The 24,844-nt window shown below is 46.7% G+C and carries 24 protein-coding genes; 23 read left to right on the top strand and 1 reads right to left on the bottom strand.

The window, feature by feature from the left end:
• The first annotated feature begins 22 nt into the window (after nucleotides 1–22).
• The 4 genes from BM265_RS05085 to BM265_RS05070 all read left to right on the top strand — a co-directional run bounded on the left by BM265_RS05085 (nucleotide 23) and on the right by BM265_RS05070 (nucleotide 5,064).
• Nucleotides 23–2,779 carry a glycoside hydrolase family 3 protein gene (locus tag BM265_RS05085; protein ID WP_074960489.1) on the top strand — a complete coding sequence of 919 codons (2,757 nt, stop codon included), beginning with the start codon at nucleotides 23–25 and terminating at the stop codon, nucleotides 2,777–2,779.
• A gap of 3 nt (nucleotides 2,780–2,782) precedes the next feature.
• Entirely contained in the window at nucleotides 2,783–3,103 is a 321-nt protein-coding gene (locus BM265_RS05080; protein WP_074960488.1) for a hypothetical protein, read from the top strand.
• Between the two features lie 30 nt (nucleotides 3,104–3,133).
• Nucleotides 3,134–3,628, top strand: coding sequence for a hypothetical protein (locus BM265_RS05075; protein ID WP_074960487.1), 495 nt, complete (start codon nucleotides 3,134–3,136; stop codon nucleotides 3,626–3,628).
• Nucleotides 3,629–3,849: 221 nt separating this feature from the next.
• Nucleotides 3,850–5,064, top strand: a complete 1,215-nt coding sequence (locus BM265_RS05070) for a hypothetical protein (RefSeq protein ID WP_074960486.1) — start codon at nucleotides 3,850–3,852, stop codon at nucleotides 5,062–5,064.
• Between the two features lie 41 nt (nucleotides 5,065–5,105).
• Here BM265_RS05070 and BM265_RS05065 read toward each other — a convergent pair whose 3' ends face one another.
• On the bottom strand, nucleotides 5,106–5,693 hold the full coding sequence (locus BM265_RS05065; RefSeq protein ID WP_074960485.1) for a helix-turn-helix domain-containing protein: 588 nt from the start codon (nucleotides 5,691–5,693) through the stop codon (nucleotides 5,106–5,108).
• 227 nt (nucleotides 5,694–5,920) lie between these two features.
• Between BM265_RS05065 and BM265_RS05060 the strand changes: the two genes are divergently transcribed.
• From BM265_RS05060 to BM265_RS20560, 19 genes are all read left to right on the top strand, one after another.
• The gene (locus BM265_RS05060) at nucleotides 5,921–7,009 is read left to right on the top strand and encodes a C-type lectin domain-containing protein (protein WP_074960484.1); all 1,089 of its coding nucleotides are present in this window, start codon (nucleotides 5,921–5,923) and stop codon (nucleotides 7,007–7,009) included.
• A 772-nt stretch (nucleotides 7,010–7,781) separates the two neighbouring features.
• Entirely contained in the window at nucleotides 7,782–8,036 is a 255-nt protein-coding gene (locus BM265_RS05055) for a hypothetical protein (protein ID WP_074960483.1), read from the top strand.
• A 24-nt stretch (nucleotides 8,037–8,060) separates the two neighbouring features.
• On the top strand, nucleotides 8,061–9,086 hold the full coding sequence (locus BM265_RS05050; protein ID WP_074960482.1) for a DUF6017 domain-containing protein: 1,026 nt from the start codon (nucleotides 8,061–8,063) through the stop codon (nucleotides 9,084–9,086).
• A gap of 100 nt (nucleotides 9,087–9,186) precedes the next feature.
• Nucleotides 9,187–9,465 (top strand): hypothetical protein, encoded by a 279-nt coding sequence (locus BM265_RS05045; protein WP_074960481.1) that lies wholly within the window; start codon nucleotides 9,187–9,189, stop codon nucleotides 9,463–9,465.
• Nucleotides 9,465–9,941 (top strand): PcfB family protein, encoded by a 477-nt coding sequence (locus tag BM265_RS05040; protein ID WP_074960480.1) that lies wholly within the window; start codon nucleotides 9,465–9,467, stop codon nucleotides 9,939–9,941. Before BM265_RS05045 ends, BM265_RS05040 begins: the two co-directional genes overlap by 1 nt.
• Entirely contained in the window at nucleotides 9,938–10,078 is a 141-nt protein-coding gene (locus BM265_RS19975) for a hypothetical protein (protein ID WP_177219540.1), read from the top strand. The genes BM265_RS05040 and BM265_RS19975 overlap by 4 nt, the downstream gene beginning before the upstream one ends.
• Nucleotides 10,051–12,117: a VirD4-like conjugal transfer protein, CD1115 family gene (locus BM265_RS05035; protein ID WP_347500810.1), complete on the top strand. Its 2,067-nt coding sequence runs from the start codon at nucleotides 10,051–10,053 to the stop codon at nucleotides 12,115–12,117. The genes BM265_RS19975 and BM265_RS05035 overlap by 28 nt, the downstream gene beginning before the upstream one ends.
• A gap of 274 nt (nucleotides 12,118–12,391) precedes the next feature.
• Nucleotides 12,392–12,628 (top strand): Maff2 family mobile element protein, encoded by a 237-nt coding sequence (locus BM265_RS20565; protein WP_242940782.1) that lies wholly within the window; start codon nucleotides 12,392–12,394, stop codon nucleotides 12,626–12,628.
• 164 nt (nucleotides 12,629–12,792) lie between these two features.
• On the top strand, nucleotides 12,793–13,734 hold the full coding sequence (locus BM265_RS05025) for a VirB6/TrbL-like conjugal transfer protein, CD1112 family (protein ID WP_074960478.1): 942 nt from the start codon (nucleotides 12,793–12,795) through the stop codon (nucleotides 13,732–13,734).
• A 22-nt stretch (nucleotides 13,735–13,756) separates the two neighbouring features.
• Nucleotides 13,757–14,131, top strand: a complete 375-nt coding sequence (locus BM265_RS05020; protein ID WP_074960477.1) for a PrgI family protein — start codon at nucleotides 13,757–13,759, stop codon at nucleotides 14,129–14,131.
• Between the two features lie 65 nt (nucleotides 14,132–14,196).
• Nucleotides 14,197–16,641 (top strand): VirB4-like conjugal transfer ATPase, CD1110 family, encoded by a 2,445-nt coding sequence (locus tag BM265_RS05015; RefSeq protein ID WP_074960476.1) that lies wholly within the window; start codon nucleotides 14,197–14,199, stop codon nucleotides 16,639–16,641.
• A 21-nt stretch (nucleotides 16,642–16,662) separates the two neighbouring features.
• On the top strand, nucleotides 16,663–19,446 hold the full coding sequence (locus BM265_RS05010) for a hypothetical protein (RefSeq protein ID WP_074960475.1): 2,784 nt from the start codon (nucleotides 16,663–16,665) through the stop codon (nucleotides 19,444–19,446).
• Nucleotides 19,447–19,458: 12 nt separating this feature from the next.
• Nucleotides 19,459–19,779, top strand: coding sequence for a hypothetical protein (locus BM265_RS05005; RefSeq protein WP_074960474.1), 321 nt, complete (start codon nucleotides 19,459–19,461; stop codon nucleotides 19,777–19,779).
• Nucleotides 19,760–20,644 (top strand): CD1107 family mobile element protein, encoded by an 885-nt coding sequence (locus BM265_RS05000; RefSeq protein ID WP_074960473.1) that lies wholly within the window; start codon nucleotides 19,760–19,762, stop codon nucleotides 20,642–20,644. The genes BM265_RS05005 and BM265_RS05000 overlap by 20 nt, the downstream gene beginning before the upstream one ends.
• Nucleotides 20,645–20,662: 18 nt before the next feature.
• Nucleotides 20,663–20,935, top strand: a complete 273-nt coding sequence (locus tag BM265_RS04995; RefSeq protein WP_074960472.1) for a hypothetical protein — start codon at nucleotides 20,663–20,665, stop codon at nucleotides 20,933–20,935.
• An 84-nt stretch (nucleotides 20,936–21,019) separates the two neighbouring features.
• A complete protein-coding gene (locus BM265_RS04990; protein ID WP_074960471.1) occupies nucleotides 21,020–22,090 on the top strand; it encodes a DNA cytosine methyltransferase in 1,071 nt (356 codons plus the stop codon).
• A gap of 35 nt (nucleotides 22,091–22,125) precedes the next feature.
• A complete protein-coding gene (locus BM265_RS04985; protein ID WP_242940779.1) occupies nucleotides 22,126–22,980 on the top strand; it encodes a DNA cytosine methyltransferase in 855 nt (284 codons plus the stop codon).
• A complete protein-coding gene (locus BM265_RS04980) occupies nucleotides 22,973–23,995 on the top strand; it encodes a phosphoadenosine phosphosulfate reductase domain-containing protein (protein ID WP_074960469.1) in 1,023 nt (340 codons plus the stop codon). Before BM265_RS04985 ends, BM265_RS04980 begins: the two co-directional genes overlap by 8 nt.
• Complete coding sequence (locus tag BM265_RS20560) at nucleotides 23,988–24,839, top strand: fibronectin type III domain-containing protein (RefSeq protein WP_242940778.1); 852 nt, start codon at nucleotides 23,988–23,990, stop codon at nucleotides 24,837–24,839. The genes BM265_RS04980 and BM265_RS20560 overlap by 8 nt, the downstream gene beginning before the upstream one ends.
• Nucleotides 24,840–24,844: the final 5 nt, after the last annotated feature.

The raw sequence follows: 24,844 nt of genomic DNA, 5'->3' as shown, positions 1-24,844 counted from the left end.
ACATACTTTACGGAGGTAGGCTATGGCTACACTAAACTGGAACGAATATCTTGCAAAAGCGGCAGAAGTCAATGCAGAGGGCGCTGTACTGCTGGTGAACAATGGCGCTCTCCCGCTGGACAAGAACTCGGAAACGGCTGTTTTCGGACGTATACAGCTGGATTATTACAAAAGCGGCACAGGCTCGGGGGGCATGGTGAATGTTGACAAGGTCACAGGCATTGTTGACGGTCTGCTTGAAGCGGGTGCAAAGCTAAACGAAGAAGTGCTGAAAACTTACAGGGACTATGTGGCTGAACACCCCTACGACTACGGCGAGGGCTGGGGCGGTGAGCCCTGGTGTCAGGAAGAAATGCCACTTGATGACGCTCTGGTTAAAAAGGCGGCTGAGACCTCCGATACGGCGGTATGCATCATCGGACGTACTGCGGGCGAAGAGCAGGACAACGGCGTAAAGGCGGGTTCTTATCTGCTGACCGACGGTGAAAAGGCTATGCTCCGCAAGGTCAGGGACAATTTCAAGAAGATGGTCGTACTGCTTAATGTGGGCAATATTATCGACATGGGCTTTATCGACGAATTCTCCCCCGATGCGGTGATGTACGTATGGCAGGGCGGAATGACAGGCGGTACAGGCTCGGCTGAGGTACTGCTGGGCGAGGTTTCTCCCTGTGGCAAACTGCCCGATACTATCGCATATGATATATCCGACTACCCCTCGGACAAGTATTTCCATAACAGGGACAGGAATTTCTATGTTGAAGATATATACGTAGGCTACAGATATTTTGAGACCTTTGCCAAGGACAAAGTCAGATTCCCCTTTGGCTTCGGCATGAGCTATACTCAGTTCGAGATAAGCGCAGAGGGTAAAAAAACGGACAGCGGTGCAGTTATCACCGCTAAGGTGAAGAATGTTGGAAATACCGCAGGCAAGGAAGTAGTTCAGGTCTATGCTGAAGCCCCAAACGGCAAACTCGGCAAGGCTGCAAGAGTTCTCTGCGGATTTGAAAAGACAAAACTCCTTGCCCCCAACGAAGAGCAGATACTGACCATAGAAGTCAGCGACCGCGATATAGCTTCATACGATGACAGCGGAGTTACAGGTCACGCTTATGCGTGGGTAACGGAAGCGGGCGAGTACAAGTTCTATGCGGGCAGTGATGTGCGCAGTGCAGCTGAGTGCTTCTCCTTCGTGCAGGATGATACCAGGGTCATAGAACAGCTTGAGCAGGCTCTTGCCCCTGTTATGCCTTTCAAGAGAATGGTACGCACCGCCGAGGGGCTCTCCTATGAGGATACTCCCCTTTCAAAGGTGGATGAAGCCGCACGCAGGCTTGAATATCTCCCCGAAGAGATAGCTTTCACAGGTGACAAGGGCATACGCACCGCCGATGTTTTCCACGGCAGGAACACCCTTGATGAATTCATAGCACAGCTTGACGACAATGACCTGAACTGCCTTGTGCGCGGCGAGGGTATGTGCTCGCCTAAGGTAACTCCCGGTACTGCGGCGGCTTTCGGCGGTGTGGCAAAGCATCTTGAAGAACTTGGCATACCTGCGGGCTGCTGTTCTGATGGTCCTTCGGGCATGAGACTTGATGTGGGCACAAAGGCTTTCAGCCTGCCTAACGGTACTCTTATCGCGGCAACATTCAACAAGCCCCTTATCACCGAGCTTTTCACATATCTGGGCTTGGAGATGAGGGCTAACAAGGTAGATTGTCTGCTGGGACCAGGCATGAACATTCACCGTCACCCGCTAAATGGCAGAAACTTCGAGTATTTCTCCGAAGACCCCGTCCTCACGGGAGATATGGCGGCTGCCGAGCTGAAAGGTCTGCATTCCCAGGTAGTAGAAGGCACTGTCAAGCATTTCTGCGGAAACAATCAGGAGACCAACAGACATTTCCTTGATTCGGCTGTGAGCGAAAGAGCCCTGAGGGAGATATATCTCCGCGGCTTTGAAACGGCTGTCAAGGATGGCGGTGCAAGGTCTGTCATGACCACCTACGGCAAGGTTAATGACCTGTGGACTGCGGGAAGCTTCGACCTCAACACCATGATACTCCGCAAGCAGTGGGGCTTTGACGGCTTCACCATGACAGACTGGTGGGCTAACATCAACGACCGCGGCGAAGCCCCCGACAAGAATAATTTCGCGGCGATGGTACGTGCGCAGAACGATGTGTATATGGTATGCGCTGACGGCGGCAGCGGTAATGACAATGTTATAGCGGCGCTGGGTGACGGCAGACTTACCCGCGGCGAACTTCAGAGGTCGGCAAAAAATGTTCTTGCCTTTATGATGGATACTCACGCTATGGCGAGAAAGCTGGGCGAGGACGAGGCAGTTGAAGTTATCAACAAACCCGCCGAAACAGTTGATGACGGCGCAGGCGAAAGAGTTTTCCTGCTGGACGGCGAACTTACCATAGATATGAGCAGTGTCAAAACCGAGAGAAATCTCGATTTCAGCTTCACTGTGGATGTGGCACAGCTGGGTCAGTACCGCATGGAAATGACTGCAAGTTCGGAACAGAGCGAGCTGGCTCAGATGCCTGTGACGGTATTCAGCATGGGTACTGCATGGGGCACATTCACATGGAACGGCACAGGCGGAAAGCCCGTGACCTTCGCAGTGGAAGAAATGCCCCTGTTCTCCCGCTATACTATATTCAGACTGCATTTCGGTCTTGGCGGACTTGACATGGACAAGATAGTTTTCAAAAAGATCAAATCCGCTGAGGGTACAGGTCTGAGCGTTGAGGAGATATAGGATATGTCTTCCCATGAAGACTTTCTGCTGGCGGAGAGCCCGAATTTCGAGATAAGGGGCTGTTACGAAAGAGCTGTGCTCGTCGATAAAGCGGCGGGCACAAAATCCCCGATCTGCGAGATGTACGGCGACCCCGAGGGCGCTCTGATAGACAATGACGAACGCTTCGCAGTAGTTTACGGATGCGGAGCTGTTGTCTGCTATACGGCAGACGGTGCTGTGCGGGAGATATCCTCAGAATGGATCGATTCCGCACGGCAGATAAGCGCAGAGGAGATCGAGCTTGTTTACGAGGACGGCAGCAGAGAGGGCATTAAGGTTTGATAATTATTTTTCTATTTTGGAGGTACTACAATGAAAAAGATCACAGCATTCACAATTGCGGCAATTATGGCTTTAGGCATGACAGCCTGCGGAGACACTGAAAAGTCAGCCGAAAAGGAGCAGGCGAGCAAATCGGCGGCGGCAAATGATGAAAACAGCGATAACAGTATCAGCGAAGAGGTTCGTGAAGACCTGCTGAAAGCGGCTAACAACAATGCAAAGTTAGGCTATACCGCTGTTGCAGAATATCTTGCAGATATGGAAACACAGGGCAGGATCTCCGAAGCGACCGAACAGGAAGCTGCCGACTTTGCGATAAAGGAACTAGGTTCAAACGGAAACATCAGCGGTACGGTCGGCGTAAGGTTCGATGGATCGGATGATTATGGCTTTCTCAACTTCACAGTGCAGTTCCGTGCCGATGAGGACAGCACTGTTATCGGGCAGTACCCCGAACCTGCACAAAGCGTAGATGATATCCCTGCGTGGGCAGCTAATGCCGAAGCTTCATACACGGCAGAATAATAGATCCGTTAGTCAGAGTTTAGAACTTAAAGCAACACCGCGCAACCATCGGATAATGTTTTTGTAAGCCCTCTGCTTGGAACTTTTGTGCATCACACACATATAACGCTCCACATATTTGTGAAAATTCACACTGAAAAATCTCCCCCTCCGAAACGTATATATGATGTGAGCGGCAATGATCCGCAGAACTGATAAAAACTATCACGGAGGGAACAAAAATGAAGAAGATCACAGCATTTGCAGCTGCGGTAATTATGGCTTTGAGCATAACAGCCTGCATAGATAAGGAAAAATCACCTACAAATGAACAGGAAAGCATATCTTCGGTGGCTGAATCACAGGATGAAAACAGTGAAACTTCCCGGGAAGATCTTCTTAAAGAAGTTAATCTAGCGGCAGAGATGGGATATAATTTGACATCAGAATATCTTGCCGATATGGAATCGATGGAAAATCTTTCCGAGGAGACTAAACAGGAAGCAGCTGAGAATTTAGCATTGGTTTTTACCTACTACGAACGCGTATTCCCCGGCGGTACGGTGGGCATTTGCTTCGATAATAATGAGGAGTTCAGTTTCACGGTGCAGTTTCGTGCCGACGAAGACAGTTCTGTTATCGGGCAGTACCCAGACCCTGCTCAAAGCTTAGATGATATGCCCGAGTGGTCAGAAAAGACCGATATTTCATGCAAAGTTAATGGCTTAACACTTTCTGAATTTAAGGATTATGTGGCGGAAACAAAACTGAAATCCGCAAATGGAAATGCTAAATCAGCTTATAATGCGGTAGCTGAATATCTTGCCGATATGGAATTTATGGAAAAACTTTCAGAAGCAAGCGCAGACGAGGCTGCTAAAAAAGCAGCTGAAGAATTGTCTTCCGATGGTTATAGTGGAATAGTCGGAGTAAAATTAATTGATCTGAACGAATGTAATTTTCAAGTGTTCTGGCATTCAGATAAAAATCCGGAAATCGTCGGCAGATATCCCGAACCTCCCCAATCTGTGGAGGAATGCCCCGAATGGGACGTTGACGCGGAGTATAAGTGTTCGGGAAAACCACGAATGAAGAACTCAAAAAAAGAAACTGAAAAACACACTAAAATTGACCCTGAACTGAAAACCGCAATCACAAATGCTAAAAAAGCTTATAGCGCAGTAGAAGTATATATTGGCGATATGGAAACCAAGGGAGAACTCTCAGAAGTCACCGAGCAGTCGGCTGCCGATGTAGCCGCAGCTATGCTCAAAGATTACGAAATAAGCGGTATTATCGGAGTGACGATCACTGATCTTTATCATGAATATCCCCAGTTTGAAGTGTTCTGGCGCGAAAGCGAAGACAGCAATATCGTCGGCAAATACCCCTATCCTCCACAATCTGTAGACGACTGCCCCGAATGGGATGTCGGTGCATATTCATATGTAAAATAAAAATACAGACCCGTTCCCTTACGTGGGAGCGGGTCGTTCTGTTATCGTATATCCTGATAGAACGCGCCGTGTTCGGTGCAGTACCATATCAGCCTGCCCATGCGGACAAGTGGGAGCCTTGCCTGCATTTTCCATTCGGGATACTGCCTGAACATCATCATAGTATTGTCGCAAACATATGCCGCAAATGAGATATAATGCTGCTTGGTCATCTCATGGTCTGAAGTCACGAAGAGTTCACCGTCGATGACTTCTGTCTTTAATAGTTCCTCGCCCTCAGCCTTTTTAGGCACCAGCGGAGAGAGTCTGTTTCCGCAGCAGCTGACAGCAGCCTCCGAGGTGGAGGTCATTATGCCGCCGCAATCCTTGCAAACATAGAATCTTATTTTTTTCATATCGCCTTTCTCACTTTCATTGATATCTTTACTGCCCGAAAGCAATGTGTTCACATCTGTACCGAAGACCTCTGCAAGGGCGGTAAGCAGAGATACATCGGGCGCGCCGTTGCCGCATTCCCATTTTGATACCGCCTTATCGCTAACGTTAACTTTTTCTGCCAACTGCTTCTGGGTAAGCCCCGCATCCAGCCTGAGCTGCCTTATCAGTGCGCCTGTTTTTATCTGATCCATTATCCTCACCTCTGCCTATATTTTAACTCACAGCAGCCGAAAAGTCAATCCACGCTCCGTAGATACTAAACAAGAGCTCCGTTATGCAAATTTATTTGCCGATTTATTTATTTGATATATATATAAATATATTAATACTTATATATCACTTTGGATTATTTAGCCATTGACCGTGTACAGCTTTTATTGTATAATATTTTTAACATAAAAATGAAAGGAATGGTATTATGTTATTAAAAAATACTTTGTGCGGAATAGCTGCACTTACACTTGCGTTCTCATGCGGCGGCTCGATCATCGGAAGTGCTGCAGATAATGCGGCAAGCGCGACAGAAGAAACTGAATCTAAAGAAGTACTTATCGATACTTTCACATTCGGCGGTCATGTATATCAGCTGTACAGCGGTGGTCTTACATGGACTGAAGCAAAGGAAGCGTGTGAGAAGCTGGGCGGACATCTTGCTACTATCACTTCTGCAGATGAACAAACCGCAATAAAAGAACATCTTGATAAAGTCTGCAACAATTACTGGATAGGCGGATATCGTGATGCTGTTGGGGAACCCTGGAAATGGGTTACCGGAGAAAACTTTGAGTATAATAATTGGGCATATAACGAACCAAATAACTACGGAAATAATAACGAGATCTACATTCATGTGTTCAATGGTAATAAGCCTATAGGTACCTGGAATGACGCAGCCGACGGCGGTGCAGGATACGCTGGTTCCTTTTACAATCTTGATGGACATGGATTCATATGTGAATTGAATCCGGTTAATCCAGATGTCACTTACACTCCCGGCAATGGCTGTGCGAACCTCGAATGGAACGCAGTTATCGGCGCTGAGAAGTACGCCGTATACGGTAATGTGAACGGCGAATGGACAAAGTTCAACGAGACGACCGACACCTCTTACACTGTAAGAGGGCTTACAGCAGGCAAGAAATATGAGGTTGCAGTAATTGCCATGTTCGGCGATTATTGGTTCGAGGATTATTCAAAATCAATCATCGTTACGCCGAATCCTCCGATCGTTGTTTATCCCAAGGTAAGTAATATTAACATAAACAGTAAAACTCATAAGGCAAAGATCGACTGGGAGGGCGTTCCCGGTGCTGAGAAATACGGCGTTGCTGTGTTTATAAACGGCAAGTGGAAGGTACAGGGCTACACAGATGCCGATACTACCACTATCACCACTCCACAGCTCAAATCTGACACGGAATATAAGCTTGTTATATGCGCAAAGGTCAACGGCAAGTGGGAAATAAGCAAGCTCAATGAAAGAGCATTCAGATTCATCGCATTATAATTATTTATAATCACAGAACGGCTGTACTGGTAAATTCGTACAGCCGTTTTTTGAATTTATTCGCACGTAAATGTATCCCCTGTTACGGAATATCTTGACGCATTTTACTATATAACAAAAAAACAGACCCGCGAAAAGGTCTGTTTTTTTCTTTATATGCCGCTGACCGGACTTGAACCGGTACGGTATTGCTACCGGCAGATTTTGAGAATTGTAGGCAACTTTGCAAATCGTTGCAAAGCATTGCAGTTTACGGCAGATTATTCCCTGTTTTCGGGGCTTTTCTAACACTCAGAATACAAACATACGAAAAATCGGGAAAATAGGAAAAATGGAAAAATGGTTGATTTGGTAGAAGCGTGGTAGAAAGTAATGGAATCAAGGCTGGTAGAAAGAAAAGGTTGGTAGAAACGTGGTAGAAATCAAACGAGGTTCACCACGGTAGAAAAATGGAAATCAACATCTCAGCGTATATCGCTCTATGATGAATGTCAGGAGCGCTATACGCTATTTTTATGCCTAAAACTGAATACTGTGTTAAGCGTTCCTCAGAAATGAGGGACGCTATTTTTTTGCCTATAAATCAGAAAATCACTATGCGCAAGGCACATAATCGCCACTCAGCATAATCTTCAAACCTCTAAGCTGAAAAAAATATTTAGTTTCACAATAAGATCAAATGACATATTTGACCTTTCTACCATTATATCATGGCAAACAAACGTTGTCAAGCAAATTGTAAAAAAACAAACAAAACAAGGAGGAATTTTCTATGTCCCGAAATCTGAGGATTGAACCGAATGACAATGAGCTTTCTCTCGAAGCTAATGGAGTTCTTTCCAAGATGCTCAATAATCCTGATACGGATTATGTCAAGGCAGTTGACCTCTGTGCTGTATGTGAGAATGACTCGCTGAGGACAATCAAAAAGGCTTTAAGTGAACTGACCGACAAAGGTTACCTCCTGCGTATCGGCAACACCTATGCCGTCAACAAGGTTAGGATCACGCAAATGAAGCTCGCCTGAGCTGCAAACAGGAGGAAAATGGATATGTCTGCTAAAAAATCGAAAAAGAACAAAACAACAGCTTCATCGGTGTGCCGTGTCAATAAAAACGCCAACTATACCGTAATGAGCAACTATCATCTGCGGTCAACGAACCTCAGCCTGAAAGCAATCGGGCTTCTGAGTAAGGTTCTTTCTCTGCCGGAGAATTGGGATTACTCAATCTCAGGTCTGACGGCTATCTGCAAAGAGAAAGAAACAGCGATCAAGGCAGCATTGGACGAGCTGAAGCATTGGGGCTATCTTGTTGTCACGAAGCTGATGCCGAATGAAACAAACAGCGGTCGAATCGAGTATGTCTACGACTTCTATGAGTATTCCGAAAAGGATACGCCTGATGCCGACCAGAACGATGATGATACATACGATGAGGACGGAGATGTTTCAACAATCTCCGTAAAAAAATCTCCGCAAGGGGCAGAAAAACAAGGCATAGAAAATCTACCCCTTGAAATTCTACCCATAGAAATTCAAGCGGTAGATAATCAGGGGCAAATAAATACTAAGAAGAAAATAAAGAAAAATCAAATACTGAGTGATCAAGTATCTATCAATCAATCCCCCTCCGACAGCGAAAAAGCTGTTGAAAATGTTGAAAGTCAGACAGATGGACTGATTGACGGATATATCAGCGAAAAAGAAGTTTATACCGATGTGGTGAAAACCAACATCGAATTTCCTTACTTTGCAGAATGGCTCGGTGATGAGGAAGAAGCTGAGGAGATCGTTCAGATGATCGTTCGGCGGATATGCTCCCGAAAGAAAACAGAGCGTATCTGCGGACAGGACTTCCCCAGGGAGGTTGTTAAGTCCGCTATGCTCAAGGTTGATATAAACGTTCTTGAAAACGCTATAGAGCAGATGAAGCGTACAGACAATGTGCGGAACTATGAGAGTTATCTTATCAGCACTCTGTTCAACGAAGCCAACGGAAAGCGTTTCAAGGAAAATGCTGAGGGACGATGGGCTGAGTATGCTGTCAAGAGAGATTTTGGCGGTTATGGTGGCTGATTGTCCTGAGAGGAGGTGGTGGCTATGGGTGCGGTGAAGAAATCGGACGCAACCGCTTGAAATTCGGCAAATGAGCTTTTTGGAAAGGAAGGTGAAGATCATGGCTAAGACTATCGCTACGCAGTATGGCGAGTTTCTGAACTACGATAATCTCGTCAAGATCGGTATCGAAATGAATTGGGACGATGCCGAGCCGGACGAGGACGGTATTATCACTCCCGATTATGAGATGATCGGAACGGATACCTCCGGCAATCAGATTCCTATGGGCAACTATAAGACACCTGAAGAAGCCGAAGCTGCACTCAAAGACCTTCATGACTGGCTGGCAATGGAAGCCTATGCGGTCTATGAGGTCAAGTCCGGCGGTGATGCGTAATGCCGTCGGACTATGAGAACGGTGCGAAGAAAACTATCGACATTTCGATCAAGGCGGAGAAAATGACCGCTGATGTGCTGAAATCAGCATTGCAGGAGTTTATGTCGGGCAAGGCAGAGAAAAAAGGGCGAATGACCTACAAGCAGTTGCAGGCTAAGTCACCGTCCAAGCTCGACAGCATTGAGGTTTCGGACAGGAATATCGGAGATTTTCTGAAAACCGCAAGGAAGTATGATGTGGATTTTGCCCTGAAAAGAGATAAAAGCACCACTCCGCCTACCTATCATGTTTTCTTTTCCGCTGCCAAAACAGAGGATTTCAAGAGAGCGTTTTCAGAGTATGTCGGCAAGGGACAGGGCAAATCGAAGAAGCGTGGTGAGTTCACCCGTGAGCAGATGCAGCAGCAGGCTCAGAAGCTCAGGAGCAAACCTCGCAAACAGAAACAGAGAGAGAAAACAAGGGAGCAAAGACGATGATCTACGGCTATTTCATGCCTGCACCCGTTCCACGGGCAAGGGGCGATGATGTTTTTACGGCGGTTTTTGATGCCGATACCAACAGAAAGGAAAGGTCTGCACATTGCAGATCGACACGAGAAAACTCAAAAAGCTGATCATCAAGGCTATCCCCTATGTAGCTTTCTCTTATGTGGGTAACCTGATCGGCTTTGCGTACCGAACCGCTGAGGGCAACGGCTTTCAGGAAAAGCTCCTGCCCTTCATGAGTAATCTCGGTGTGGCATTTGCAAGAATCTTTCCCAGTTTACACCCGTTTGATCTTCTTTTCGGCTTGGTTCTTGCGGGTGTAATGAGGCTCGTCCTCTATGTCAAGTCGAAAAACAGGAAGAAATTTCGCCAGGGTGAGGAGTATGGCTCTGCCGTATGGGGGACGCAAAAGGATATTGAGCCGTATATGGACTTATCCTGCCCCGAAAACAATGTGATCCTCACAAAGACGGAATCTCTGACAATGGGTAAGCCCTCTGCACCGAAATTCGCCCGTAACAAGAACATTCTCGTTATCGGTGGCTCAGGTTCCGGTAAAACACGTTTTTTCGTAAAGCCGAACCTGATGCAGATGCACTCCTCCTATGTAGTCACCGATCCGAAAGGCACGGTGCTTGTGGAGTGCGGAAAGATGCTTGAACGGGGCCGCCTGAAACGTGACAAAGACGGGAAAATTGTGTACCGCAAGGACGATAAAGGCTATTTAATCAAGGACGAAAAGGGTAAATATATCCCTGTCTATGAGCCTTACAAAATCAAGGTGTTCAATACCATAGATTTTGCGAAGTCGATGCACTATAACCCGTTTGCATACATCAGCAAGAAGAACCGTGAAAAAGACATACTGAAATTCGTGGAAGTGCTAATCAAGAACACTTCTTCCTCTCAGCAGCCGTCCGGCGATGACTTTTGGGTGAAAGCGGAGAAATTGCTTTATACTGCGTATATTGCCCTTATCTTTGCGATGTACCCCAAAGATCAGTGGAATTTTGAAACGCTGATCGACATGATAAACAATTCAGAATGCCGTGAGGACGATGAGGAGTTCAAGAACTGTATTGACCTTGAATTCGAGATCGTAGAATGCTGGCTGAACGGCACAAAGCACGATGATCCTGATGTTATGGCTGATTACGGTGATGTCTTTGAAGCTGAACCCGATGCCGATCAAAGGCGCTTGGGTGCTTTTGCACTCAAACAATTCAAGGCGTATAAACTCGCTGCCGGAAAAACGGCTAAGTCTATCTTAATTAGCTGTTCGACACGACTCGCGCCTTTTGCAATAGATGAGGTCTTGGAGATCACCTCCTACGATGAGCTGCACCTTGACAAGCTCGGTGACGAGCTGAGTGCGCTTTTCATAATCATCTCCGATACAGATGCCACATTTAACTTCCTTGTGGCTATCATGTATTCTCAGCTTTTCAATCTGCTCTGCACAAAAGCAGATAATTCCCCAGGTGGAAAGCTAACCTATCATGTACGCTGTTTGTTAGATGAGTTTGCGAATATTGGCGAAATTCCGCAGTTTGAGAAACTCATAGCGACTATCCGAAGCCGTGAAATCAGTGCGTCGATCATCTTGCAAGCTAAGAGCCAGCTAAAGGCTATTTATAAAGATAATGCAGATACGATTGAGGGCAACTGTGATACGATGCTGTTTTTGGGCGGTAAGGAGAAGTCCACGCTGAAAGAAATATCCGAAAGTCTCGGTAAGGAAACTATCGACAGTTTCAATACCTCTACCAATCGTGGACAATCGGAAAGCTACGGAATGAACTATCAGAAGCTCGGAAAAGAGCTGAAATCTCAGGACGAACTGGCGGTCATGGACGGCGGTAAATGTATCTTGCAAGTGCGAGGAGTGCGTCCGTTCTTCTCGGACAAGTTTGATATTACCCGTCATAAGCAGTACCCTATGCTGTTAGACGATAATCCTGCGCAGGAGTTCAACATCGAAACCTATGTGAGTGACCAAAAAGAGATGCGTTTGAGACTGCGCAAAGGAGAAAGTTTTTCGGCATTTGGTGTTGATATGACCAACGCCGGACAGGAAGTTGCAACGGCACCAGCAAAAGAAACAGATAACGCTGATGCTGTAATATCTGAGGAAACCGAAGAAAAAGAGATATATGTCGGCTTTTAACTCAGACAGCGAAGAAACCGAATAAAAAGAGAATCGGTTGAAGCTGCGGACAATCTTTACTTTATTTTTTGAGGGAGACTTTTTACCTATGAACGAACTGAATATTTCTGCGGTCGATGCAACCGCAATGGAGACAGCAACCACCACCTCTGCACCGAAGCACAAGTGGCTTTCTAAGCTCACCCGTGGTGCAAAGAAGGCAACCATGTTCTGCACTATTGCAGGCGTTATGGCAACAACCTGTACTACTCAGGCATTCGCAGCAGGTACGGGCGTGGTCGATACCTCGTCCTTCATCACTACTGCCTGCACCGTTCTCAAGTCCGTTATCTGCCTGATCGGCGGCGGTGTTTCGCTTTGGGGTGTCGTAAACCTCCTTGAAGGTTACGGTAATGATAACCCCGGTGCGAAGTCTCAGGGCATGAAGCAGCTTATGGCTGGTCTTGGTCTGATCCTGCTTGCAGTTATCCTCGTTCCTGTCCTCGAAACCATGATGACAGGTGCAGTGTAATCTGACACACGAAGATTCAAGGAAAGAGACAAGCGTAAACCTCGGCTGAACGCTATATAAATCACGCCGATTCAATAGAATTGTGAAAGGTCGCTCATGCGGTGGGCAGCGGTGGGTATATGAGCGATCATCTCAGTAACTCCTGAAATGGGGGTGATGAATAAATGGGAGTAATCAGCGATGCGATAGATGCACTGGAAGATTGGTGTAAAGACTTGTTCAAGGACGGCATTCAATCTCAGTTTGACGGCATTTCAGACCTTCTGACCGATACGTTTTCACAAACAACGGGTTCAGGCGGAAGCGGTGGGCTTGTCAATGACTTCGTAACGCAGCACCCGTCCGCTTTTACCGGTGGCGGAAGTGGCGGAACTACGATCTGGTCAACTATCGAAACGCTATGCAATAACGTAGTTGTCCCTATCGGTGGCTTCATACTGACTATCATTCTTCTGAATGAACTATGTCAGATGGTGCTTCGGGGAAACAATTTCAAGGACTTCGATGATTCGATCTTCATTAAATGGATCATCAAAGCCTTATGCGGTGTAATACTTGTCGCCAACACTTATTACATCGCTTCAGCACTATTTTCGTTTGGCACAACGGTATGCTCCAACGGACTTGCCACGCTATTCGGGACCGGAGATTATCTATCCTCCACGCTCTCGATCAATCCGTCTGCACTCAGCGGTCTGAGCTTGGGTGAACTGATGACGGTGTGGTTTATATCCCTTATTGTTCATCTTGGAGTGCTGATACTGATAGTGGCTATTGTTATTACACTCGCTTCAAGAATCATTGAGGTGTTCATGTACTTATCAATCGCACCTATCCCTATGGCAACCATGATGGACAGCGGTGAATGGGCTTCTATCGGTAAGAACTGGATCAAACAGCTTCTCGCTCTTTCTTTCCAGGGGTTCTTTATCGTAGTGGCACTCGGTATTTTCAAGACTTTGTTCAGCAATGCAATCGTCGCCCTGAACGCAAGTACAGACGGCGTGATCCTGCAAATGGGACTGCTTCTCGGCTATACCGCAGCACTTATCTTCACGATTCTCCGTACCGGAGCTATCAGCAAATCAGTGTTCAACGCTCACTGAGAACAAGATCGGAGGTTATTATTTGGCACATTATGTACCGATCCCGAAAGATTTGAACGACATCAAGGAAAAGTTCATCATGGGATTCACAAAGAGACAAGTAATATGCTTCGGTATCGGTCTTGTTCTTGGTGCGCCTGTGTACTTTCTCACAAGAGCGTCTATCGGAATGTCGGGAGCTATCTTCGCTATGGGTGCGGTCGCTGCACCTGCGATACTCTGCGGTATTTACAAGAAAAACGGCGTGTTCTTGGAGAAACAGGTGAAGTTCATGCGTGAATACTTCACAAGACCACGAAAGCGATATTACAAGTCAACCAATATTTTCGATGCTGTTGAGAGACAGATCGAGTATAACAGAATCAAGAAGAAGCTGAGAGATGCCGAAAGGAAGTAACAGCTTCACATATATAATAGTGTAACTTTCGGTGTCTCCGCTTTGGAATATAAACGGAGGTCACTATGGGCTTTAGAAAGAAAGATGCCAGGAAAAGTGATAACCGCAGCAAAGCAAAGGTTATCATGGGCAAGCCTGCCTCTCAGTTATCAAAAGAGGAGAAAAAGATACTATCCGCAAGAATGGCGGAGATCAGGAGTGCAAACGGCGGCAAATCGACTGTGCAGAACACGCTCCCGTTCCTGTGTATGTATAAGGACGGCGTGTGTCAGGTTAGCGAGAACTTCTTTTCCCTGACGGTGCAGTTTTTCGATGCCAACTACTCCATTTCTGAGTTTGATGAACAGAACAATATCTTCTCTAAGTATTGCGATGTTATCAATCTCTTTGACAATACGATCAAATTCCAGCTTACCTTTGAAAATCAGAACAGGTCAAAGGAAAAGCTCGTAAAAACTGTGCAGATACCCGAACAGGAAGATGATTTCAATACGCTCCGTAAGGAGTACAGCGAAATGCTTACTGACAAGCTCATGAAAGGCTCTAACGGTCAGTCGGCAAGAAAATTCCTTACATTCGGTATCGAATCCACATCATATAAGGCAGCAAGGGCAAAGCTGATGAGCATTAAAAATGACGTAATCAAGGGTTTCAAAGCCTTTGGAGTCGAAGCTGAACTGCTTGACGGCAGACAGCGCCTTGAAGCTCTCTATTATGCCCTGAACCCTTACAGAAATTCCCCATTCATCTTTGATTGGGACAGTATGCTTCATGCAGGAATGGACACAAAGGATTTTATATGTCCGTCCTCGTTGAAATTCAATAAGGCTGACTTTGAGATCGGCAACGCCTACGGTGCTGTATGGGGTATGAATATCCTTGCCGGAGAGCTGCCCGATGAGATTCTCAAGGACTTCCTTGAAATGCAGAACCTTTTCTGCGTGAATATCCACGTTGATCCGCTGGACCAGATAGATGCCCTGAAATTCGTCAAGAAAAAGCTCACCAATGTGGAGCAGATGAAGATCGACGAACAGAAAAAGGCTTCGCAGTCCGGTTATGATCCCGACATTCTTCCGCCTGCGATCAAGATGTATATCGAGGATATTGAAAAGCTCCTCGGTGACCTGAACAGCAAGAATGAGCGACTTTTCCATATCAGCATTTCGCTGAGGGCATACGCAAAATCAAAGAAAGAGCTGAAACTTCTTTCTGAGATGCTGAAAAGAACGTGCCAGAAGAATAACTGCATTATGTTCCCCTATGACTATCGGCAGGAACAGACACTCGTTTCTACACTTCCGCTTGGATATAACGAGATTCCCGTCCGCCGTGAAATGCACACTTCGGGCATTGCGATTTTCGTGCCGTTTACCACAAAGGAGCTTTTTCAGGACGGACAGGCTACCTACTACGGTATCAATACGCTTTCGGGCAACATGATTAGGGCTAATCGCTCCCGATTGAAGAACCCGAACGGACTTATCCTCGGAACACCGGGTGCGGGCAAATCCTTCAGCGTTAAGCGTGAGATTCTCGACTGCTTTCTGACTACCGTAGACGATATTATCATCTGTGATCCCGAAGGCGAGTATTTTCCGCTTGTTTCAGCTCTGCACGGACAGCTTATCCGAATTGCAAGCAACTCTGAACAGCACATCAACCCTATGGACATTACCATTGATGACTATATGTTCAGCAATCCTATGGAAGTCATTGCGAATAAGTCCGACTTCCTGATTTCCCTTTGTGAGATCATTGTCGGCGGTCGCTACGGTCTTTCCGCTGAGGAGCGCTCGGTCATTGATAAGTGTGTTCAGCGTATCTACAAGCATTTTATCGAGAATGAGCCGACACCTGAGAAGATGCCGCTTCTCTCCGATTTACAGCAGGAGCTTCATAATGAAGGCGAAGTCGCTCTGCGTGTGGCAAATTCCCTTGAAATGTTCGTAAACGGCAGCCAGAACCTCTTTAATCACCGCACCAACATTGATATGACAAACCGTATCATCTGCTTCGATATTAAGGAGCTTGGCAATCAGCTCAAAAAGGTCGGTATGCTGATCGTGCAGGATACCGTGTGGAACAGAGTTTCTGCGAACCGTGAGAAGAAAAAGATCACTCGCTACTATATCGACGAGTTCCACCTTCTGCTGAAAGAAGAACAGACAGCGAAGTATTCCGCTGAGATCTGGAAGCGTTTCCGTAAATGGGGCGGTGTGCCGACAGGTATCACCCAAAATGTCAAGGACTTGCTTTCTTCTCAGGAGGTCGAGAACATCTTTGATAACTCAGACTTCGTGTATATGCTCAATCAGGCTGCCGGAGACAGAGACATTCTTGCTGAGAAACTCCATATCTCAAAGGAACAGATGAAGTATGTCACGAACAGCGGTCCGGGCGAAGGGCTTATCCGCTATGATAAGGTCTTACTGCCCTTTACTGACCGTTTTCCCACTGATACAGAAATGTATAAACTTATGACCACGAAGCCCACTGAGAGTGCGTAAACTGCGTAGATTGGAGGATTTATGAGCTTACAAAGAAAAGAGAATAACCTCCGCAGAGCGCAGGCACGTTTCGATAGAGTCAGCAGACGGTCGAAACAGTTTCAGATAGACTTCCGCCGTGAAGCAAACAGCAGAGGTCGCTTTCATACCCGTCCCCATATTGTCCGTGGTGAGAAAATGCACCACGGCGGTCGGGGTATCATTCACAAGTTTGCTAATGCCAAATACCGCATTACTGGCGATAAACCGTCCGTCACCCGAACGATAAAATCATGGCAGCCTAAGACATTCAAGGGCAAGCTGTTCAAGGCAAACGCCCGTGCTGTGAATTTTGCGTTACATGATGTAGCTCAGACGGCAGTCGATACAGCTCTCGCAGCGGAAACAGGCGGTATCAAAACCGCCGATACCGCCCAGCGTGAAGTACGCAACAAGCTCAAACAGAAATACACCCGTGAAGCGGTGGACGATTATCACCGTGGTGTGTTTCTCATGGGCCGCACGGCGGTCGATGCCGTCAAGGGTACGCACAATCACCTGAAAACAAAGAAGCAGTACAAGCTCGAAAAAGCGAAGTTACAGCTAAAGAAAGCCGATAACAAGCTATATAAGGCTAAAACGCAGAAGCCGAAAATGGCTGCGACTAAGGCTGACCTGAGAAAAGCGAAAGCTGAGTATAGGGCGAAGATAAAGCCAGCACACGGCAACAAGCTCCGCAAGGCGATGAACAAACGCCGATTGCAGGCATATAAGCAGACAAAGCGTGAGCTGAAATTTGAGCGTAAGCAGATCAGAACGGAAAGCAAGTTCCGAATCAAGGAATACCGCAATCAGAAGAAGATCAAAAAGCTCAGTGATCCAGGGCTGCTTGCATTGAAGCCTGCCACATATACCGCAGGCAGAATGAAAGCGTCCGCTTGGCAAAAGGCAGTCAATGAAGATCAGGACAACGATTTTCTCCACGCTATTGACTCCGCAAAAAGACGTGTAGTCGAACCGGCTGCACAAAAGGTCAGCAAGCCCCAGCGTTTGCAGAAAAAGGAGAAACAGCGTGACCGCCTGAATGACAAGAAGTCGAAGTCCAACAATCGCCTGAACCGTCAGGAAAGCAAGCTCAAAGAGAAGCATGACAGCTACAAGAAGCGGAAAAAGCCTAAGCCCAAAAAGAAAAAAGGTGCAAAGGATACGATCTCCGCAGCTCTGAAAGCCGCTTGGAAATTCGTGAAGAATGTTTATGAGAGCGAGGTCAAAAAGTTCTTTCTTTGTCTGGCGATACCTGTCATTGTAATACTGCTTGTATTTGCGATATTTACGATGATATTCTCGGCTACTTCCTCTCATAGCGGTTTCACCCTCGGCACATACGCAGCTCAGGACTATGACCTGAGTGAAGCAGAGAAATACTACACGGAGCTTGCCTATAACCTGAATCAGAAGATACGCAAGGTCGGCAGTTCTACTGACTGGCAAAGCGGTCTTGCAGCGTTCGGGGCGAATACAGGCGATTTGGAAGATACCCCTGATGAATGGGTATGGGGACAATCCTCGGTCTATGACTGGACTCCGCAGTATGACTTCGACACCTACAAGCTGTGGTCTTTCCTCTGTGCGTACTACTATGATTTCGATGCTGATAACGATGATATTTATTATTGGGAGTTTGACGGCGATACAGAAGATCTGCTTGAAGAAATTTTCAATGATGAATATGAGTTTGTGTATTGGTATGATAATCAGTCCCGTTGGGAGGAGCTTGACAACTATGTTTATTTCGGCGGTGGAAGCAGTACGGACGGCAGTTACTACTACTGCGAACAAGATGCAAGCAAAAGCGACGGTTCTTGGACTTACAAATTCAAGCCGACTTCTTACACATCGGAGCTTGGACAGTACCTTGACGGTGACGGCTACTGTTATCTGAATGGCAATTACCGTGTGCTGAATCCCAATAAGAGTTATGCTCTGACAGGATACTATGTGCTTGACAACCGTTATTATGCGGACAGCGCACATACAAAAGCACCGTTTTACTGGATAGACGGTGACGGAAATTTCTTCTTCCGCAATCATGACGGAAATAATCAATACCGTTCATTCTACGGCTGGACCGGAGATGATGCTTGGTTCATGATAACCGAAGCAGATGCAAGAGCTTGGCTCGGTGATGATGATTGCTCCGCACTGTTCGGATATGTGCAGAAACAATACTGGAAAACAGAGTGCAAACTCTATTACAACGTCAAGCAGAACAAGACCTTTGATGAGGTCATCGCTGAAAAGCTCGGCGGTATGTCACATTCTGATGAGCGTTTGCAATATTACAGCCTTCTTATCGGCACTGACGGTACAGCTTCGTTGTACGGTAATCATCAGACTTTGCATAATCTTCTTCCGGGTGCTACGATCCGTGACTATACCCTGAAACGTGAGTTTGGGTATGAAATGACGGGTTGGAACACTGACAGTGACGGTCTGTATCAGGGCATCAAGGTGTACTGCACCAATGGCGATAAGCTCAAAGCTCCGTTCAAGGGCAAGATCACTGATGTCGATACCACGGATAACAAGATCACGATCCGCAAAGACGATGTGGAGTATTGGTATGACGGTACGGGAGGTACTAAGCGTGATACGGAAGTCACCATTGCAAATGCAAAGCTCCTGAGTGGCTTCTCTGAGGGCGATACGGTAAATGACGGACAGGAGTTCGCTAAAACAACAGCAGGAAATGTGAATTTCCATATTTATATAGACACTGACGGCTACGGTTGGGACTACATTGATCCCCGACTTGTGCTGTATTGACGGAGGTGCTGAATGGCTCTTTATGATGCAAAGATCGAGAAATTCAGCAAAAAGGTAGAGCAGCTTGAAAGAAATATCAAGCGTGATACAGAGGAACGCAGACGGCTTCTCTCCGAAATCACACGCCTGCGTTATCTCTCGCTCTGCGAAAAGCTGAATTGTGAGGGAGAGGAATTAGAAACCGTGCTTGCCAGAGAACATGAGCAGATTCAGAATATGAAGGCTCGTGGTCTGACCGATGATGAGATAGACGATCTCGGCAAGGGCGGTAAATACGAAGAACAAATGAGTTTTTACTCTGAGGAGGACAATGATGAAAACAAGAATGATTAGTGCTGTGATGGCTGCTTTCATGCTTGCAACAGCAAGTGTCGGCGGTATTACCGCTTCTGCCGCTGAGAGGGCTTCTGCCGAAGAAGGAACAGCAGAAACTACTGCGGTCGATGATGAGGAAAGCTCGGCAGATACTACGGAAACAACCGCTTCTGATCCTGCGGACGAAAGCTCCACTGTAACGGAAAGCTCCGATGATATGGAGAAGTTCCGTGAGGTCATGAGTGAGCTTGCCGAGGCAGAGACAACCGATGTTGTTCCCGACTATGACGGCGATCCCTATTACGATACTGACGGCAATGCAACCCTTATCAAGTCTGAGCAGATCATCTACAACACGGAGGAAATGCAGTTCATCGCCGTGACCACAAAGGACGGTCACGTTTTCTATGTGCTGATCAATTATACCGCAAAGAACGGCGAGGACAACGTGTATTTTCTGAACAAGGTCGATGATTACGACCTCTACGCGCTTCTTTATGCAGGAGCAGAGGAAAAAGACGATAAAAAGAAGATCACACCCGAACAGGCAGCTCAGGCAGCGGAAAGAGCAAACGGCAGAGTGCAGTCCGGCAACAGTACCGATGCAGACTATACCGAAGATACCGCTGAGGACGGCGAGGAAACATCTGAGCCTGAAGCTCAGGTAAAGCCCGTTCCTATGAACAAGAACAGTATGATTCTTGTTTTCGGTGTGCTTGCTCTGATCGGTGTCGGTGCCGCAGGATTCTTCCTGATGAAGAAAAAGAACGGCGGTACAGCAAAGACTGCGGTTCAGTTTGAGCCTGAGTATGACGATGATACTGAGATCACTGAGGACGAGGACGATATGAGGTTCTACGATAATCAGGACGATGAAGAATAAGAAAGAGAGGGCAAAAGAATGGGAAATATGAAGAAGATCGGTGTATGTGCGGCAGCGGTGGCAGGGGCTGCAGGAATTGCAGGCATTACTGCTAAGGCGGTTGAGGGCGTGAGAAAGAAGTGGTTTCTCCGTGGCTTTGAAGCCGGACAGTTTATCGGCAATCTGACCGCTGCGGAGAACTTCGCCCATGAAAAGACTGTTATCCAGAAGAAGTATGACAAGCTCTGCGAGGAATATGAGGAGCTTCAGGAGAACTACTACGATCTTTGTGAGGATTACTACGAAGAATAATCAACTTTGAACCCAGTGGATTCAAAGTTCCGGACAACAGAACAGATAACATAAGACAATGAGAAAAGAGAGAGAATTTGTCTAATGAAGGTACTCAGCTTATTTGACGGTATCTCCTGCGGTATGCTTGCTTTACAGAGGGCAGGCATACCCGTGGAGTGCTATGATGCGTTTGAGATCGACAAGTATGCCGTCACGGTCTCAAAGCGTAATTTCCCCGTAATCGTTCATCACGGGAATGTATATGACGGCGATTTCACGCAGTTCAAAGGATATGACTTACTGCTTGGCGGTTCGCCCTGCACCTATTGGTCTATTGCCAAAAAGGATAGAGAAATCGACTGCAACGGCGAAGGGTTCAGGCTCTTTAAGGAATATGTGAGAGCCTTAGAGGAATCGGGCTGTAAGTATTTCCTCTATGAAAACAACTACTCCGTTCATCAGAATATCAAGGACGAGATCACAAAGGTTCTCGGTGTAGAGCCTATCATGATAAACTCCGCGCTTGTATCGGCACAAAACAGAAAACGCTGTTACTGGACGAATATCCCTTTTACTTCTTTTCCCGAAGATAAGGGCATTTTACTGAAAGATGTGCTTGAAAGCGGTGTAGCTTGGCAGGACAAGTCCTACTGTATGACAGCTTCTTATGACGGTGCGGTTTTGTTCAACACCCTTGAACGCAAACAGCGTACTATGGTCGCAGAGCCTATCCCGATCAATACATATCAGGGTACGGACAAGTCCCGTACTGTCATGGCAGGCTATCACAAGTACGGCGAAGCAACGATCATCAAAAATTCAGGCTTCAACGGCGGTACTACAGCGATTGCCACTCCTGTTCGTATCGGACAGTACGGCAAGGGCGGACAGGGACAGCGTATCTATTCTGTTATCGGCAAGTCCGTCACGCTTTCCGCAAACGGTGGCGGTCAAGGTGCGAAAACAGGTCTGTATAAGATTGATCTGCCTGACGGTGACTACGTTATCCGCAAGCTCACGCCCATTGAAGCAGAGCGTTTACAGACTCTCCCCGATAACTACACGGAGGGCATTTCTAAAACTCAGCGATACAAGTGTATCGGCAACGGGTGGACGGTCGATGTAATTGCACATATCCTTTCTTTTTTGCCGGAAAGTGAGTGTGTGATATGAGGGTACTCAGCTTATTTGATGGGATTTCCTGCGGTATGGTCGCACTTGAAAGAGCCGGTATTCCTGTGGAGCGTTATGTTGCTTATGAGATCAACAAACAGTCTATTGCTGTCAGTAAGAAGCATTATCCGAATATTGAGCATAAGGGCGATGTGAATGGTGCTGACTTCTCGGAGTATATCGGCTTTGATCTGCTGATTGGAGGCAGTCCATGTCAGGATTTATCTGGTCTGAACACGGTTTACAGGAAGGACTATGAAACAGGTCTGAAAGGAAAAAAGAGCCGTCTGTTTTACGCCTATGTTGATGCTCTGCAAACGGTCAATCCGAAGTTTTTCCTTTTTGAAAATGTCGCAAGCATGAAAGCGGAGTGGCGCGATGCTATCACAGCAGAATTAGGCGTTGAGCCAATAATGATAAATTCTGCCCTTGTTTCAGCACAGGAACGCAAGCGACTGTACTGGACTAATATCCCAAAAGTTACGCAGCCTGCTGACAGAGGTATAGTGCTTGAGGATATTATTCTCCATGCAGATACTATTCCTGAAAAATATTGGTATCGTGATAGAAAATATACAATTCATGGTGAAGACGATCGTGTTATCGCCACGCTTGACGAAGGACACTTATTCTCGGAAAACAAGCGCGTGTTCAATCTGAAACATAAATGCGGAACGCTGTGTGGTGATGGTGCAGGTGGTAATCTTCAGAAAAAGGTCTTTCAAAATGGTGCTGTTCGCAAGCTAACACCTGTTGAATATGAGCGCTTACAGACACTTCCGGACAATTATACTGAAGGCGTAGCGGACTCACATAGATATACTGCTATCGGCAACGGGTGGACAGTAGATGTGATCGCTCACATCTTGGGAGGGCTTCACGATGTTTGATGAAGTTCTGAACAAGTGTGCCGAAAACAATAACTACACTATTTATACCAGTATGTGCAAGGCACAACGCATATTGATGAGGTCTTATGATCCTGTGTGCAGTATCAGCGGTGGCTCGGACAGCGATATTGTCCTTGACCTGATTCACAAGGTCGATGAGGACGGAAAGGTCAAGTATTTTTGGATAGATACGGGACTCGAATACTCCGCTACAAAGGAGCATTTGGACTATCTCGAACAGAAATACGGCATTACCATTGAGCGTGTCAAGCCGGATAAGCCTATTCCGACTTGTGTGAAGCAGTATGGTGTTCCTTTCTTGTCGAAATATGTCTCCGAACAGATGATGCGTTTGCAGGCACACGGCTTTCAATGGGAGGACGAACCGCTTGAAGTGCTGTTGCAGAGATACCCTCGGTGTAAGACGGCTCTGCAATGGTGGTGCGGTGAACGCTACTCTGACAAGGACGGTATCCAGAAGATAAGCCGTTTCTCTATCTATCGCAACAGATTCCTGAAAGAGTTTATCATGCAGAATCCGCCAGATTTCCCCATATCCAACAAATGCTGTGAGTACGCCAAAAAGAAGCCTGCAAAGCGTATCGTCAAGGAACATGAAGCAGATTTGGATATAACAGGTATCCGGCAGGCTGAGGGCGGTATCCGTTCCGCAGCTTTCAAGACTTGTTTTTCAGAGTGTAAATCTAAGGGGTGCAACACCTTCCGTCCGGTATTTTGGTACACGGACGGCGATAAAAAGGACTATGAGCAGATATTCGACGTTCAGCATTCCCGATGCTATACAGAGTACGGCTTACGGCGAACAGGCTGTGTAGGCTGTCCGTTCAGCAAGCATATCAATGAGGAGCTTGCGATCATCGAGGAACATGAACCAATGCTTTATAAGGCAGCAGTCAATATCTTCGGCAAGTCTTATGAATATACTGCGAAATACCGTGCTTTTGTAAAAGAGATGAAGGCAAAGGAAAAGGAGCAGAAAAAGAAAGATGTTTGATCCTGACATACAGAAGAAAGCAATCAGCCTTATCATGGGCTTTATTATGGAATTTTCGGGAGTATCTTCCGAACCTGAACCGATCGAGCTGACAGCGGATAACCTGAATGTATCGACTGTTTCTGTTTCCTGCCTGAAAGTCTCATGGGATTCTGAGCCTGACCGTGACTATTATGTGAGCTGCACGGCTCATGACGATAACTACGCTTACGGCGATAATATGTACTTTGCGTTCAAAAGCAATGACCTTTGCTACATAACAGGTCTGCGTGAGAATACAGAGTACACAGTGACGGTCGAGCCTATTCTTTCTGAGGAAGAAAAAGACGGATATACTGTAACACCTTCAACTGCTGACGGCAAGACAGAAACGGTTGAGGTCATATATGACTTTCCGTATGAGGACGGCTGGACAAACTGCTTTGCAGGCGAAAGAGCTTCGGGGCTGACGGCAATGCCAAGCTCGGGAGCAATATACGGCTCTAAGGTCGATACCATAACAGGTACCGGAATACGCCGTGATGAGTACGGTGATTACTGCTGTGCTATGGGCGTATGGTACGGATACTGCGGAGATCGTTTCCTGATCGAGCTTGAAAACGGTACGCAATTTACCACAAAGATATGTGACAGCAAGGGTTTTGCCGATGATGGAGAGGGCAAATATCATCACTTCGGCGGCAGCGGAAAGTGTATCGTGGAGTTTATCTACGATGACGGCAATCTTCCGTCCTGCGTGGCATTCTCAGGCTCTTGGGGTTATTACAACTGGAACGGTCTTGATCTCGGAGCGAATATTAAATCAATCAAGAAAATCAACTACGGTGAACCCGTGGAATACTGAAAAAT

The organism is Hominimerdicola alba (genome assembly GCF_900112155.1).
GTDB classification, from domain to species: domain Bacteria; phylum Bacillota; class Clostridia; order Oscillospirales; family Ruminococcaceae; genus Hominimerdicola; species Hominimerdicola alba_D.
The sequence above is the reverse complement of the archived record's forward strand: the minus strand, read 5'-3'. Positions and strand labels throughout refer to the sequence as shown.